The following is a 14,344-nucleotide window of genomic DNA, read 5'->3' as shown; positions in this document are numbered from 1 at the left end:
TTCAGAGCCACCCGTCGAGCGAGCCCATGAACCCCTCGTGGTCGGCGTAGTGCAACGTGTGATCGGGATGCGCCACCTCGCGCACCTCGAACCCGCGCTCGGCGAGCTCCGCCGCGAAAGCCGCCGACAGCACCCGGCTCGGCTTCGCGAGCTGGATCATCGACGGCACCACGGGCGGCGGCGAAAGGTCCTGCCCGGCCAGCCGGTGCAGGAACCCGATCGAGGTGTCGAGGTCCCACGCGGCGATCGTCTCGGCCTCCACCGCACGCGCCTCGTCGTTCCACTGTGGACGTTCCGCGTACAGCTGCGCGACGCTGAGTCCCTTGGTGCGCGCCATGTCCCGGGTGATGAACGCCTCCAGCACGTCGAGCCGAGGCACCCGGAACAACGGCTCCGAGTAGACCGCCCGCTCCGGCAGCAGCCGCTCGACGGCCAGCGCCAGCGTCATTCCGCCCATCGAGTGACCCAACGCCAGCGCGGGCTTGACGGGCACGGTCGCCAGCAAGGCTTCGGCGAACTCGGACGGCTCGGCGTCCGGCGCGGGAGCCGAACCGCCGTGCCCCGGCAGGTCGACGGCGAGCACCCGGTAGCCACGCCCGGCCAGCTCCGGCCCGACCCGCCACCACGCGCGCGAACTCGCGCCCATCCCGTGCACCAGCACGGCGACCCGGTCGCCGGAACCCCACTCACGCGTGTGCAGCCTCATGCGACCTTTTTACCGAACTCGTCGGCGGCTGGCCCGGCGCTAGGGAGTCCCTCCGCTCGACGTCGACGACGATGGCGTGCTCTGCACGATGGTGTCCTGTGCCCACCGTTCGCTGAACCCGGCCAGGAACGCCAGGCCCGTGAAGTAGAACGCGTCGTTCGCGCCGGCGTCCTTGAGCGGAATCAGGCTGCCTTTGATGAGGACGAAGAACGCCGCACCGAAGATTGCGCCCACGACCGGCCGAAACGCGCCACCCAGGGATGTCATCCAGCGAGTGCGGTCGATCGCGACGTCGAGGTTCCCGTTCTTGGTGATTCGGACCATCACGCTGACAGTCGCTCCGATCGCGCCGGAAGCCAGGCACACCGTCAGTCGGGCGGTATCCGCAGCGGTGGCGCCCATAAAAGTGGCCGGAACCAGTTGAAGGCACAAGAGCAGCAAGGTGACAAGGACGACACCAGGGAGCAGGCCTAGGGTATAGAAGGAAACCGCCGAACTCCGAACCGAGCCAGCCGCGAAGGCCTTCGCCTGGTTGATGTCCTTATCCGCGGCTTCCGCTTCTTGGCGTAACCGGTCCTCTTGTTGCTTTTCGTCCAGTGCGCCACTTCTTTGCGCGGACGCGATCAGGTCGAGGATCCCGAGCAGGTGGACGATCACGATGTAAATGGTCTGCGCGAAAATCTCTTGTGCCCTTCGGCGCAAGAGAGCCGAGTTCTTGTGCTCCTCCTGCCGTGCGGAGCGCAAGGCCGCCGCGAAGCTCGGATTTGCTGCGGCGCTGGAGTAGCTGATTTGCAGCTTCGAAGGGCCTACAGCGGTCCAACTAAACCCTAGAACGCGATGCTCGCGTGTCGTGCGGACTAGTATCGCGGCCGCCGGTGTGTCGGCTGCGTAGTACTCGTCGATGATCGGTCCGTGTACGACCTGGAATCGCTCGCGTATCTGGTCGAAGTTAGGTTGTCCCTGCCGGTAGAACTCGTCGCGCAACTGAAGCGGCGTCGGTCTTGTCGGCAGCACGAAATCACCGTTGGGCATGCGCTTCTCCCCCTCCTGGACTAACGCTTTCCCTTCAAGGTCGGTGATTCGCGCCGCGGCGTGACCGATCGAGTCGGAAGAGAGACATTTTCTAGCTCAAATCGTGCAATTAGAGCCTGAGTTGTAACTGAGTGAGGATGCGTTGCGCGGGGTCCGCGAGGTCGATTCCCGAGATCTCCTCGGCGCGCCGGACGCGATACCGGACCGTGTTCGGGTGAATGTTCAACGCGCCCGCGGCTTTGCGGACGTCGCCGAAAGCGTCCAGATACGCCAGCAGCGCGGGAATCAGGATGCCGCCGTGCTCGGCGTCGTGTGTCACCAATTCCGTCAACCGGGGATCGCGGATCCGGGGCTGGTCGTCCAGATACGCGAGCACTTCGGACAGCAGCACCTCTGCTCGCACGTCCGCCAGCGAGGCGACGTCGGCCTTCCAGTGCCCGCGGGCCATCGTCGCGAGCACCCGGTCCGCGTCGGCACGCGAAAGGACACTTTCGGCCAGGCGTGGCACGACGCCGCCCAATGCCGCCCTGACCGGGACGTCGAGGTGCCTGGCCGCGGCGGCGACGATCTCCTTGGCCAGCGAGAGCACCCGGGTTTCGCCGCGTTCCGGCAGATCCGGCAGCAACGCGTAGACGCGGCCGCCGATGACGCTCACCATCGCGCTGCGCCGGTACGCCGCCGTGTGCACCGAGATCAGGTTGACCAGTTCGGCGCGGCGGAGCTGGCGGCCGGTGCTCGCGCCCTCGCGGTGCAACGCGAACACGACGACCATCGCCGGGCGGGCCGGGTCGGCGCCGATGTCGTCGGCGACCGACTCGGCGTCGACGCGGCCGTCGAGCAAACTGACCAAAAGGTCTTCGCGCAGGCGGTTTTCGGGGCTCGGCAAGGTGCGGTGCCGGATCAACTGGGGCGCGAGCGTCCTGCTGGCGCCCAAAAGCGCAGATTCGGCTTGGTCGTTGAGCGGTTGGGAACCCTCCTGGACCCAAATGGTGCCCAATGGCTGCGAGCCCGCGTGGATACCCGCCGCGATGCGTCTGCGGATGCCGAGGTCCGGGCGTTCGTCGATCCTTACGATGCCTTCGCCAGCTCTCAGTCGTTGATAAACGCCCCACTCGCGCAGCATCGCGAGGTAGCGCTCCGGCCCTTGTCGTCCCAAAATCGACAACCGCCGCAACTCGTCGACCTCGTCGCCCGCCCGCGAATACGCGAGGACGCGGCTTGCCGTGTCCTCGATACTGACCAAACCGCCGGTCAGGGTCGCGATCGTCTGCGCCAGCGAGAACAGGTCGCCCAGCACCTCGCCCGTCTCGGCCTCGCCGCCCGCGCGCGCCGCGTCGATGACCGCTCGCGTCAACGCCTCGACCTGCTCCCAGCGTGCCTCCGGCCGGACCTCCAGCAGGGTGACCCCCGCGTCGGCCGCGACGCTCGCCAGCCCGGCCGCGCCCTTGACGGCCACGGCGGCCGCGCCGCTCTTGCCCGCGACCCGGATCGCGGGCGCGGCCGACCGGCCACGGGCGCCGATCACCAGCACCAGATCGCCGGCATGCGCCTCCGGCGGGTCCTCGGGATCGAGGATGACCACGTCGTCGACCCGCACACCCAGGCCCTGCGGCGCGGTGACGACCTCGACCAGCGGGTCACCCAGGGTGGCCAGGATGTGGCGCAGCGTTGTACTAAAGAGTTCAGTACTCACGATTTCATCCGATCGAACAAACCAGTATCGCCTATCTTAGCGAGCCGGACAAAGAACTGGCAGGCTTCGAGGCATACCGTTTTCGGGTACCCCATGAAGGTGAAGTCGTCAGGAGTGCTGCTGTGGACGCCGTGACCCAGACCCCCGCCCCCAAGAACGAGCCGGTGCTGAACTACGCGCCCGGCAGCGCCGAGCGCGCTGAGCTCGAGGGCGCGCTCAAGCAACTGGGCGGCGCCGAGCCGATCGACCTGACGCTGACCATCGGCGGAAAGCAGCGTGTCGGCGGCGGCGACAAGATCGACGTCGTCCAGCCGCACAACCACGGCCACGTGCTCGGCACCATCCACGGCGCCACCGCGCAGGACACCACCGACGCGATCGCCGCCGCCAACGCCGCGGCCCCCGAGTGGCGCGCGCTCAGCTTCGACGACCGCGCCGCGATCATCCTGCGCGCGGCCGACCTGCTGTCCGGCCCGTGGCGCGCCAAGCTCAACGCCGCCACCATGCTCGGCCAGTCGAAGACCGCCATCCAGGCCGAGATCGACTCCGCCTGCGAGCTGGCCGACTTCTGGCGCTTCAACGTCGAGTTCGGCCGCCGCATCCTCGCCGAGCAGCCCGCCAGCTCGCCGGGCCTGTGGAACCGCATGGAGCAGCGCCCGCTCGAGGGCTTCGTCTACGCGATCACCCCGTTCAACTTCACCGCCATCGCAGGCAACCTGCCGACCGCGCCCGCGCTGATGGGCAACGTCGTGCTGTGGAAGCCGTCGCCGACGCAGAGCTTCGCCGCGCACCTGACCATGCGCCTGCTCGAAGAGGCAGGCATGCCGCCGGGCGTCATCAACCTGCTGCCCGGCCACGGCGCGCCCGTGTCCGAGGTCGCGCTGACCCACCGCGACCTGGCCGGCATCCACTTCACCGGCTCGACCGCGACCTTCCAGCACCTGTGGAGCACCGTCGGCGCGAACATCGCCGGCTACCGCAGCTACCCGCGCCTGGTCGGCGAGACCGGCGGCAAGGACTTCGTGCTCGCGCACCCGTCCGCCGACATCGACGTCCTGCGCACCGCGCTCGTCCGCGGCGCCTTCGAGTACCAGGGCCAGAAGTGCTCCGCCGCTTCGCGTGCCTACGTCCCGCGCTCGCTGTGGGCGCAGCTCAAGGACGGCCTGGTCGCCGAGACCGAGGCGCTGAAGATCGGTGACGTCACCGACTTCTCCAACTTCGCCGGCGCCGTCATCGACAAGCGCGCGTTCGACAAGCACTCGGCCGTGCTGCAGTCGGCCGCCGCCGACCCGAAGATCGAGGTCCTCGTCGGCGGCACCGCGGACGACTCGGTCGGCTACTTCGTCAAGCCGACCATCCTCGTCTCGGACGACCCGACGCACGAGATCTTCAGCACCGAGTACTTCGGCCCGATCCTGTCGCTGCACGTCTACGAGGACGCCGACTACGACAAGGTCCTCAAGCTGATCGACGAGACCGCCAGCTACGCGCTGACCGGCGCCGTCATCGCCAACGACCGCGCCGCCGCGGCCAAGGCGACCGAGTCGCTGCGCTTCGCCGCCGGCAACTTCTACATCAACGACAAGCCGACCGGCGCCGTCGTCGGGCAGCAGCCCTTCGGTGGCGCGCGGGCGTCGGGCACCAACGACAAGGCCGGTTCGATCCTGAACCTGCTGCGCTGGACCAGCCCGCGCTCGATCAAGGAGACCTTCGTCCCGCCGACCAGCGTCCGCTACCCCCACCAGGGCTGAGCCTTTTCTCGCGGCCTTTCACCACTAGGAGACTCGTCATGCTGCGTGCACCGTTGCTCGCCGCCGCCAGGTCGCGGCGCATGCGTTCGCTGGTCGAGACCGTGCCCGCCACCCGCTCGGTGGTGCGCCGGTTCGTCGCCGGATCGGACACGGCCGACGCCGTGGGCGTCGTCCGCGAACTGACCGAAGACGGCCTGCGGATCACCCTCGACCACCTCGGCGAGGACACCACCGACGCGGCGCAGGCCACCACGACCGTTCGCGCCTACGAGGAGATGCTCGCCGCGCTCGCCGCGGACGGGCTCGCCAAGGGCGCGGACGTCTCGGTCAAGCTCTCGGCCGTCGGCCAGTTCCTGCCGGTGGACGGCGAGAAGATCGCGCTGGAGAACGCGCGGCGGATCTGCGAGGCCGCTGCCGCCGTCGGCGCGACGGTCACGCTGGACATGGAAGACCACACGACCACGGACTCGACGCTCGGCATCCTGCGCGAGCTGCGCGTCGACTTCCCGTGGGTGGGCGCCGTGCTGCAGGCCTACCTGCGCCGCACCGAGCAGGACTGCCGCGAGCTGTCCGGCGAAGGTTCGCGGGTGCGGCTGTGCAAGGGCGCGTACGCCGAACCCGAGACCGTCGCTTTTCAGGACAAAGCCGAGGTCGACCGGTCCTACGTGCGCTGCCTCAAGGTCCTGATGGCCGGCAAGGGTTACCCGATGGTCGCCTCACACGACCCTCGCATGATCGCCATCGCCGAAAAACTGGCGATGGAGGCCGGGCGCGCGCCGTCCGACCACGAGTTCCAGATGCTCTACGGCATCCGGCCGGAGGAACAACGCCGGATCGCGGCCGACGGCGAGACCATGCGCGTCTACGTGCCGTACGGCGACGAGTGGTACGGCTACTTCATGCGCCGTCTCGCCGAACGTCCCGCGAACCTGACGTTCTTCCTGCGGGGCCTCGCTACCCGCGGGTGACCTGCTGGTGAAGCCCGCTTCATCCCCGACCGGGGTGAAGCGGGCTTTGGCGTCTTTTCAGGCGTTCGGGGTCGCTTCCGCGTGCACCTTGGCCATGTCGAGTTCACGTGCGGTCTTCAGCAGCTCTTCGAGCCCGGCTTCGCTGAGCGCGCCCGGCTGCGCGTAGACAAGCACTTTTTCCCTGATGATCGCCAGCGTCGGGATCGAGCGGACCTCGAAGGCGGCCGCGAGCTGCTGCTCGGCCTCGGTGTCGACCGCGGTGAACAGGATGTCGTCGTGATTTTCCGACACTTTTTCGTACGTCGGTGAGAACTGGCGGCAAGGCATGCACCAGCCTGCCCAGAAATCGATCACGACGAAGTCGTGGTTCTCGACGACTTCGTCGAAGGTCGCGGCGGTCAGGTCGATGGTGGCCATGTAACCCATTGTGCCCTCTCGGCGGAGGTGTTTCCTCTTCGCGAGGGCGACAATGGCCTGGGCCGGTGCGGCGAGACCCATGGAGATGACCCGGATGGCGACAGCAGACGACCGAGCGGACGCCGTCCGCGTGCTCTTGGTCGAAGATCACGACATGGTCGCCGAGGCGCTGCGCCTGGCGCTGGCGGCGTTCCCCGAGATCGAGCTGGTCGAGCGGGCGAACTCGCTGGAAACCGGTGTCGCCGCGGCTGATCGGCTGAGACCACAGGTCGTGCTGCTCGACCGCAGACTCCCGGACGGCGACGCGATCGAGGCCATCGGGCGGTTCGCGCCCGCGCGGGTGCTGGTGCTCACCGGCGACGCGAACCCCAAGATCACGGCCAGGCTCCTCGACGCCGGCGGCGCGGGCCTGGTGCTGAAATCCGGCATGATCGAAGATCTCGCCGCCGCGATCGGGGCGGTGGCGGCGGGCGGGATCGTCATCGACCGCGAGCTGCTTCCTTCCGGCCTGACCGCCAGGGAACGTGAAGTCCTGTCGCTCATCGCGGCTGGCGCGGGCACCGAGCGCATCGCCGGCGAGCTGAGCCTGGCCAGGACCGCCGTCCGGGACCACATCGACCGGATTCTGGCCAAAACCGGTGCGCGTTCGCGGCTGGAAGCCGTCGCCTACGCGCGGCGGACCGGGCTGATCGACTAGACGGGGCCGCGCATGACTGACGAGTTCCGGCTGCTCGCGCAGGGCGTCGTCGAGTACGCGATCTTCATGGTCGACGTCGACGGGTGCGTCACCGGCTGGAATCCCGGCGCCGAGCGGATCACCGGCTACCGCGCCGACGAGATCATCGGCGAGCACATCTCCCGTTTCTACCCGCCGGACGCGGTGGCCGAGGGACGCCCCGAGGCCGACCTCGCCATGGCTTCGGCCGACGGCCGCCACGTCGTCGAAGGCTGGCGGGTGCGGCGCGGCGGCGAACGGTTCTGGGCGCACGTCGTCACCACGCCACTGCGTGACGAGGACGGCGGGCTGCTCGGGTTCGGCAAGGTCGTGCGCGATCTGAGCGCGCAGGCGGACGCCGACGGGCACGCCGATCGGCGGCGGACGTTCGCGCACCTCGTGCGCGCGCAGGAGACCGAGCGGCGGCGGATCGCCTGGGACGTGCACGACGATTCGATCCAGGCGATGATCGCGGCCAGCATGCGGCTGCAGGTGCTCATCGGGCGGCAGCCGGAGGCCGCCAGGCAGGAGCTGCTCGAACTCGACGCTTCGATCCAGGCCGCCGTGCGGCGGCTGCGTGTGCTCGTCGCCCACCTGCGGCCGCCGACGCTCGACGGCGGTGATTTGGTCGCCTCACTGCGCGGTTATCTGGAAGAGGTCGTGACCGGCTGGGGATTGGCTTACACCCTGCGGCACGAACTCACCGCGGAACCGTCACCGGAAGTGGTGGTGAACGTGTTCCGGATAGCGCAGGAGGCATTGGTGAACGTGCACAAGCACGCGCGCGCCGGCAGCGTCGAGGTGACGCTCACCGAACAGCGGAATGGTCTGCTGGTGCGGATATCCGATGATGGGATCGGCATCGCGGCCGCGGTACGCGCCGTGCGTGGCGAGCATATCGGCATGATCGCGATGCGCGAACGGGCCGAAGCCTTGCGAGGCTGGCTGAATGTCGAGGGCCGATCAGGTGAAGGCACCACCGTGGAATTCTGGGTTCCCGGCTCGGCGTGGGAAAACGACTGACGACTCAATCGTTGAGTAAACGAAACCCGCGACCACGGACTCGCGCAGGATAATTCTTCCAGCGTCGGCCGCTGCCCCAGGACAGTCCCGGCGAAGCGCCATGACCGGGAATCCCACGAGGGTTTCCGGGACGGTGAAAAAGGCAGGCCCAGCCCACTCCGGACCCTGGTGGCACAGGATCAGGGAGGGCGTCATGCCCGAGGCCGGTAATTCCCGTCGCAGTGCCGTCTGGCCGGTGGCCGGGCGTGGGCGCATCGGACGCAACGAGGTCCGCAAAGTCGAGAACGAGACCAAGACGTTCCGCGCGCTGGACTACCGGTACGGCGGCGGCTGGTGCTCGGAAGCCGTGGCGGCCCAGCTCTCCTGGGGGTATCGCATGCTGGAGGCCGATTGCAGCGACACGGTGCGCGAACGGCTGTGCGTCGCGCTCGCCGATCTCACCAGCGTCGCGGGCTGGACGTCGTTCGACGCCGGCCAGTCCGACGCCGCGCACGCCAGGTTCGACCGCGCGCTGCGGCTCGCCAAGGCGGGTGGTGACGAGGTGCTGGCGTCGAACATCCTGTACCGCAAGGGCCGGGTCTTCCTGCATCACGGCGCCCCGATCGACGCGCTGGAGATGTTCCGGCTCGGTGAGCGGGCCGCCGAGCACGGCGGCTCGATGCTGATGCTGAGCGTGCTGTGCGCGAACGAGGCGTGGGCGTACGCCAAGCTGGGCGACCGTGATCTCGCGCTGGCCTCGCTCGGCAGGGCCACCGACGCGTTCGAACGGTCCGAGGACGCCGTCGCGCCGGTGTGGGCGCGGTTCTTCGGCGAAACCGACCTCACCGCGATGGCGGGCACCGTGCACACCGAACTCGCCGTGGCGCTGGATTCGTCGTACGCGTCGGCGGCGATCACCGAGCTGACCAAGGTGATCAAGAGCTACGGCTGCAACATGGCGCGCAGCAAGTCGTTCTGTTTGGTCATGCTGGCGACAAGTCATCTGCTCGAAGGCGACGTCGACCAAGCTGCGGCGGTGGCCGACGACGCGCTGGCCGAGGCTCTGACTCTTAAGTCTTCGCGGTTCATGGATCGCCTTACGCCGCTTAAGAAAGCCGCGGATCACCGTGGCGACAACGCGGATGCTCGTGCGCTGGCTGAGCGCATCACGGCGTTCCGTTCGGTAGCCGCCTGATGGCGGGGGCGCTCAACGACGAAGGCCTGCAACGGCTGCTCGAAGGCCTGAAAGCCGTTCGAGACGGCGACTTCAGCACCAGGCTGCCCCAGGTGGACGACCTGCTGATGGACGAGATGGCCGTGGTGTTCAACGGCATGGTCGATCAGCTCGCCTTGTTCACCTCGGAGGTCACCCGGGTCGCGCGCGAGGTCGGCACCGACGGAAAGCTCGGCGGCCAGGCCTCGGTGCCGTCGGTGTCCGGGACCTGGAAGGACCTCACCGACTCGGTCAACGCCATGGCGGGCAACCTGACCGGCCAGGTGCGCGACATCGCCGAAGTGGCGACGGCGGTCGCGCAGGGCGACCTTTCGCAGAAGATCACCGTCGACGTGAAGGGGGAGATGCTGGAGCTGAAGAACACGATCAACACGATGGTCGACCAGTTGTCGTCTTTCGCCGACGAGGTGACGCGCGTGGCGCGCGAGGTCGGCAGCGAAGGCAGGCTCGGCGGTCAGGCGGAAGTGCCGGGGGTGGCCGGCACCTGGCGTGATCTGACGACGTCGGTGAACTTCATGGCCGGAAATCTGACGGATCAGGTCCGTTCCATCGCCGAGGTGACGACCGCCGTGGCCAAAGGTGACCTTTCGCAGAAGATCACGGTCGACGCGCGTGGCGAGATTTTGGAGCTCAAGAACACGATCAACACGATGGTCGACCAGTTGTCGTCTTTCGCCGACGAAGTGACCAGGGTGGCACGCGAGGTCGGTACGGAAGGAGCACTCGGCGGGCAAGCCCAAGTGCCCGGAGTCGCCGGCACGTGGCGTGATCTGACGACGTCGGTGAATTTCATGGCCGGAAATCTGACGGCCCAGGTTCGCTCGATCGCACAGGTGGCCACCGCGGTCGCGAAAGGCGACCTGACCCAGAAGATCACGGTCGACGCGCGCGGTGAGATTTTGGAGCTCAAGAACACGATCAACACGATGGTCGACCAGTTGTCGTCTTTCGCCGACGAAGTGACGAGAGTGGCGCGGGAGGTCGGCACCGAAGGCAGGCTCGGTGGTCAGGCTGACGTCAAGGGTGTGTCGGGTACCTGGAAAGGCCTGACTGAGTCGGTGAACGTCATGGCCGACAATCTGACCGATCAAGTCCGGTCCATCGCCCAGGTGACGACCGCCGTCGCACTCGGGGACCTGTCGCAGAAGATCCGAGTCGACGCCCGTGGCGAGATTTTGGAGCTGAAAGACACGATCAACACGATGGTCGGCCAGCTCTCGTCTTTCGCCGACGAAGTGACGAGAGTGGCGCGCGAGGTCGGCACCGAAGGCCGACTCGGTGGTCAGGCCGATGTCAAAGGCGTGTCGGGTACGTGGAAGGGCTTGACCGAGTCGGTGAACGTCATGGCCGACAAACTGACCGACCAGGTCCGGTCGATCGCCCAGGTCGCCACGGCGGTCGCCCGCGGCGATCTGTCGCAAAAGATCACAGTGGAGGCCAAAGGCGAGGTCGCCGCGCTGGCCCAGACGATCAACACCATGGTCGACACGCTGTCGGCGTTCGCCGACGAAGTGACCAGGGTGGCGCGCGAGGTCGGCACCGAAGGCATCCTCGGCGGCCAGGCGCGGGTGCCGAACGTGGCGGGAACCTGGAAGAACCTCACCGACAATGTCAATTCCATGGCCAACAACCTGACCAGCCAGGTCCGCAACATCGCGCAGGTGACCACCGCGGTCGCGCAAGGCGACCTTTCGCGCAAGATCGATGTCGACGCGCGCGGCGAGATCCTCGAACTGAAGACCACGATCAACACCATGGTCGACCAGCTGTCCGCGTTCGCCGCGGAAGTGACACGCGTGGCGCGCGAGGTCGGCAGCGAAGGCCGCCTGGGCGGCCAGGCCGAGGTCGAAGGCGTGTCCGGCACCTGGAAACGGCTCACCGAAAACGTCAACGAACTCGCCGGAAACCTCACCAGGCAGGTCCGCGCGATCGCCGAAGTGACCAGCGCGGTGGCGACCGGCGACCTCACCCGCTCGATTTCCGTCGAAGCGCAGGGCGAGGTCGCCGAGCTCAAGGACAACATCACCGCGATGGTCCAGTCGCTGCGCGAGACCACCCGCGCCAACGAAGAGCAGGACTGGCTCAACACCAACCTCGCGCGCATCTCGCGGCTCATCCAAGGCCACCGCGACCTGCGCGTGGTCGCCGCGCTGATCATGAACGAACTCGCCCCGCTCGTCGGCGCCCAGCATGGCACCTTCTTTCTCACCGAATCCGGCGAAATCCGGACCAGGCTGCGCTTGATCGCCAGCTACGGCCTCAGCGAAGACGGCGACATCCCTCGCGAGTTCCCGCTCGGGCAGTCACTGGTCGGTCAGGCCGCGCTCACGAAGAAGCCGATCGTCGTCGACCAGACACCGCCCGGCTACGTCAAGATCTCGTCCAGCCTCGGCTCGGCGGCGCCGGTCAACCTCATCGTCCTGCCGACCGTGTTCGAAGACCAGGTGCTCGGCGTCATCGAGCTGGCGTCGTTCACCCGGTTCACCGTGGTGCAGCGCGACTTCCTCGAGCAGCTGATGGAGACGATCGGCGTCAACGTCAACACGATCATCGCCAACGCGCGCACCGACGCGCTGCTCGACGAGTCGCAGCGCCTCGCGGCCGAGCTGCAGGCCAGATCGGAGGAATTGCAGGCACAGCAAGCGAAACTCCAGCGATCCAACGCCGAGCTCGAGGAGAAGGCCGAGCTGCTGGCCAGGCAGAACCGTGACATCGAGGTCAAGAACTCCGAGATCGAGCAGGCCAGGCAGGAGATCGAGGAACGCGCCCAGCAACTGGCGCTCGCGTCCAAGTACAAGTCCGAGTTCCTGGCCAACATGTCCCACGAATTGCGCACCCCGCTCACCAGCCTGCTCATCCTCGCCGGTGTGCTGGCCCAAAATTCGACGCAGAACCTGACAACGAAACAGGTCGAGTTCGCCAAGGTCATCCAGTCGGCGGGCACGGACCTGCTGCAGCTGATCAACGACATCCTCGACCTGTCCAAGGTCGAGGCCGGCAAGATGGACATCCACCACGAGCCGTTCCCGCTGCGGCAGCTGCTCGACTACGTGCGCACGACTTTTCGTCCGCTCACCGCCGAAAAAGGCCTCGACTTCCAGGTGAGAGTCGGCCACGGCGTGCCCGAGCTGTTGTTCACCGACGAACAACGACTCCGGCAAGTGCTGCGCAACCTGCTGTCCAACGCGGTCAAGTTCACCGAACAGGGGAGTGTGGAACTCAACGTCGAAATGGTCGACACAGTCGTCTCGCCGTCCGCCCTCGAGCCTCTGGTCGCGTTCAGCGTCACCGACACCGGTATCGGCATCGCCGAGGAGAACCTCGACTCGATCTTCGGCGCCTTCCAGCAAGCCGACGGCACCACCAGCCGAAAATACGGCGGCACCGGTCTCGGCCTTTCGATCAGCAGGGAGGTCGCCTACCTCCTGAGTGGCGAAATCCGCGCCGAAAGCCAGCTCGGCCGCGGCAGTACGTTCACGCTTTACCTCCCTGTCTCCCGTTTCACCGCCATCCTCGACGACACCGGCCCGGAGCGAGCCCCCGCCGCGTCACCCGACGGCGCACGCCGGGTGCTCGTGGTCGAAGGCGAGACGAACAGCCTGCTCACCCTGCTCGACCGCGGCGTCGCCGCCGACCTCTCCGACACGCACGGCCCCGTCCAGGTCGAGTCCGTTTCCGCGCCCGCCGAGGCCATCGACGCGCTCGCGGTGCACCCGTTCCGGTGCATCGTGCTCGACACCAGCATGCCGGGCACCACCGCGCTCACCTTTCTCAAGCGCCTGACCGAAGGCGCCGAGCCGATCGCCGTGCCCGTGCTGGCACACGCCAGCCGTCAGCTCAGCTCCGCACAGGACCGGCTGCTGCAGGCCCACGTGCGTGTTCACCCAGTCGAGCTGCTGTCGTCACTGGACGCCTTGCGTGAGCACATCATGCTGCACCTCTCCGCCGCGGAGCTGGACGGAATCTTGCCGCTCATACGGCAACCGGAAACCACTCCGGAGCCAGCGGCCCCGGAGCATGCCGATGCGAAGCCCCACCGGCTGCGGGGTCGCAAAGTCCTGCTCATCGACGACGACGCGCGCAATGTCTTCGCCATCTCCGGAATGCTGGAGCTGAACGGTCTGTCGGTCGTGCACGCGCCGAACGGTCGTAAAGGTATTGAAGCACTGCTGTCCGACAAAAACGTCGACCTGATCCTGATGGACGTGATGATGCCGGAAATGGACGGCTACGCGACCACGGCCGCGATCCGCGAGATGCCCCGCTTCGCGGACCTGCCGATCATCGCCGTCACCGCCAAAGCGATGGAAGGCGACCGGGAGAAGAGCCTCGCCGCCGGCGCGAGCGACTACGTGACCAAACCCGTCGACGCGGACGAGCTGCTGGCCTGCATGGAGCGCTGGCTAGATACTTGACGGCCCGCTGAGCCGTCGGACAGCGGCGATGATCTCCGTGTTCGCGATCCCCTTGACCAGATATTCGGTGACCCCGGCCGACGCCATCTGCGCGATCGACCGCGTGTCCCCGTGCGCCGAGAACGCCATCAGCCGGATCCCCGGCACCCGCCGTGGCAGCTCACGGGCCATCCGCACGCCGCCACCGCCAGGGATCCGCACATCCAGGATCGCGATCGCCGGGCACAACCGCTCGGCCAGCACGATCGCCTCGTCGACGTCGGCCGCGATCCCGACCACGTCGATGTCCGGTTCGGTCTCCAGCAGCACCTGCAGCGCCGCGCCGATGATCGGATTGTCGTCGGCGACCAGCACCCGCAAACGCCGCGGCGTCCCGTTCTCGCCTGCCGCCAGCCCCAGCGGGGACATCGC

11 protein-coding genes are annotated in these 14,344 nt (G+C 67.5%); 6 read left to right on the top strand and 5 right to left on the bottom strand.

Features of this window, described 5'->3' with window-relative positions; translation table 11 throughout:
• Position 1: 1 nt before the first annotated feature.
• The 3 genes from AB5J62_RS26900 to AB5J62_RS26890 all read right to left on the bottom strand — a co-directional run bounded on the left by AB5J62_RS26900 (position 2) and on the right by AB5J62_RS26890 (position 3,431).
• Positions 2 to 706, bottom strand: a complete 705-nt coding sequence (locus tag AB5J62_RS26900) for an alpha/beta fold hydrolase (protein WP_370942706.1) — start codon at positions 704 to 706, stop codon at positions 2 to 4.
• Positions 707 to 745: 39 nt separating this feature from the next.
• Complete coding sequence (locus AB5J62_RS26895; RefSeq protein WP_370942705.1) at positions 746 to 1,738, bottom strand: hypothetical protein; 993 nt, start codon at positions 1,736 to 1,738, stop codon at positions 746 to 748.
• 109 nt (positions 1,739 to 1,847) lie between these two features.
• Complete coding sequence (locus AB5J62_RS26890; protein WP_370942704.1) at positions 1,848 to 3,431, bottom strand: PucR family transcriptional regulator; 1,584 nt, start codon at positions 3,429 to 3,431, stop codon at positions 1,848 to 1,850.
• A 122-nt stretch (positions 3,432 to 3,553) separates the two neighbouring features.
• On the opposite strand from AB5J62_RS26890, the gene pruA reads away from it, so the two are divergent.
• Together pruA and AB5J62_RS26880 are read left to right on the top strand one after the other, a co-directional pair.
• On the top strand, positions 3,554 to 5,182 hold the full coding sequence (gene pruA / locus AB5J62_RS26885; protein WP_370942703.1) for an L-glutamate gamma-semialdehyde dehydrogenase: 1,629 nt from the start codon (positions 3,554 to 3,556) through the stop codon (positions 5,180 to 5,182).
• A 38-nt stretch (positions 5,183 to 5,220) separates the two neighbouring features.
• On the top strand, positions 5,221 to 6,150 hold the full coding sequence (locus AB5J62_RS26880; protein WP_370942702.1) for a proline dehydrogenase family protein: 930 nt from the start codon (positions 5,221 to 5,223) through the stop codon (positions 6,148 to 6,150).
• A 57-nt stretch (positions 6,151 to 6,207) separates the two neighbouring features.
• Here the strand turns inward: AB5J62_RS26880 and AB5J62_RS26875 are convergent, their stop codons facing one another.
• A complete protein-coding gene (locus AB5J62_RS26875; protein WP_370942701.1) occupies positions 6,208 to 6,567 on the bottom strand; it encodes a thioredoxin family protein in 360 nt (119 codons plus the stop codon).
• Between the two features lie 94 nt (positions 6,568 to 6,661).
• Here AB5J62_RS26875 and AB5J62_RS26870 point away from each other — a divergent pair, with 94 nt between their 5' ends.
• The 4 genes from AB5J62_RS26870 (at position 6,662) to AB5J62_RS26855 (ending at position 13,933) form a co-directional block, all read left to right on the top strand.
• Positions 6,662 to 7,264, top strand: a complete 603-nt coding sequence (locus tag AB5J62_RS26870; RefSeq protein WP_370942700.1) for a response regulator transcription factor — start codon at positions 6,662 to 6,664, stop codon at positions 7,262 to 7,264.
• Between the two features lie 12 nt (positions 7,265 to 7,276).
• Complete coding sequence (locus AB5J62_RS26865; protein ID WP_370942699.1) at positions 7,277 to 8,305, top strand: PAS domain S-box protein; 1,029 nt, start codon at positions 7,277 to 7,279, stop codon at positions 8,303 to 8,305.
• Positions 8,306 to 8,498: 193 nt separating this feature from the next.
• Entirely contained in the window at positions 8,499 to 9,479 is a 981-nt protein-coding gene (locus tag AB5J62_RS26860) for a tol-pal system YbgF family protein (RefSeq protein ID WP_370942698.1), read from the top strand.
• Positions 9,479 to 13,933 (top strand): HAMP domain-containing protein, encoded by a 4,455-nt coding sequence (locus AB5J62_RS26855; RefSeq protein WP_370942697.1) that lies wholly within the window; start codon positions 9,479 to 9,481, stop codon positions 13,931 to 13,933. The genes AB5J62_RS26860 and AB5J62_RS26855 overlap by 1 nt, the downstream gene beginning before the upstream one ends.
• Here the strand turns inward: AB5J62_RS26855 and AB5J62_RS26850 are convergent.
• Positions 13,922 to 14,341 (bottom strand): response regulator transcription factor, encoded by a 420-nt coding sequence (locus AB5J62_RS26850; protein ID WP_370942696.1) that lies wholly within the window; start codon positions 14,339 to 14,341, stop codon positions 13,922 to 13,924. The genes AB5J62_RS26855 and AB5J62_RS26850 overlap by 12 nt on opposite strands.
• Positions 14,342 to 14,344 lie beyond the last annotated feature (3 nt).

It is taken from the genome of Amycolatopsis sp. cg5 (assembly GCF_041346955.1).
In the GTDB taxonomy this organism is placed as follows: domain Bacteria; phylum Actinomycetota; class Actinomycetes; order Mycobacteriales; family Pseudonocardiaceae; genus Amycolatopsis.
This window is presented reverse-complemented; position numbering and strand designations above follow the sequence as displayed.

Bases quoted from the DNA above. Each gene is read 5' to 3' on its own strand.
- AB5J62_RS26900 (WP_370942706.1), bottom strand. From the start codon at position 706: ATGAGGCTGCACACGCGTGAGTGGGGTTCCGGCGACCGGGTCGCCGTG.
- AB5J62_RS26895 (WP_370942705.1), bottom strand. From the start codon at position 1,738: ATGCCCAACGGTGATTTCGTGCTGCCGACAAGACCGACGCCGCTTCAG.
- AB5J62_RS26880 (WP_370942702.1), top strand. From the start codon at position 5,221: ATGCTGCGTGCACCGTTGCTCGCCGCCGCCAGGTCGCGGCGCATGCGT.
- AB5J62_RS26875 (WP_370942701.1), bottom strand. From the start codon at position 6,567: ATGGCCACCATCGACCTGACCGCCGCGACCTTCGACGAAGTCGTCGAG.
- AB5J62_RS26870 (WP_370942700.1), top strand. From the start codon at position 6,662: ATGGCGACAGCAGACGACCGAGCGGACGCCGTCCGCGTGCTCTTGGTC.
- AB5J62_RS26865 (WP_370942699.1), top strand. From the start codon at position 7,277: ATGACTGACGAGTTCCGGCTGCTCGCGCAGGGCGTCGTCGAGTACGCG.
- AB5J62_RS26860 (WP_370942698.1), top strand. From the start codon at position 8,499: ATGCCCGAGGCCGGTAATTCCCGTCGCAGTGCCGTCTGGCCGGTGGCC.
- AB5J62_RS26855 (WP_370942697.1), top strand. From the start codon at position 9,479: ATGGCGGGGGCGCTCAACGACGAAGGCCTGCAACGGCTGCTCGAAGGC.
- AB5J62_RS26850 (WP_370942696.1), bottom strand. From the start codon at position 14,341: ATGTCCCCGCTGGGGCTGGCGGCAGGCGAGAACGGGACGCCGCGGCGT.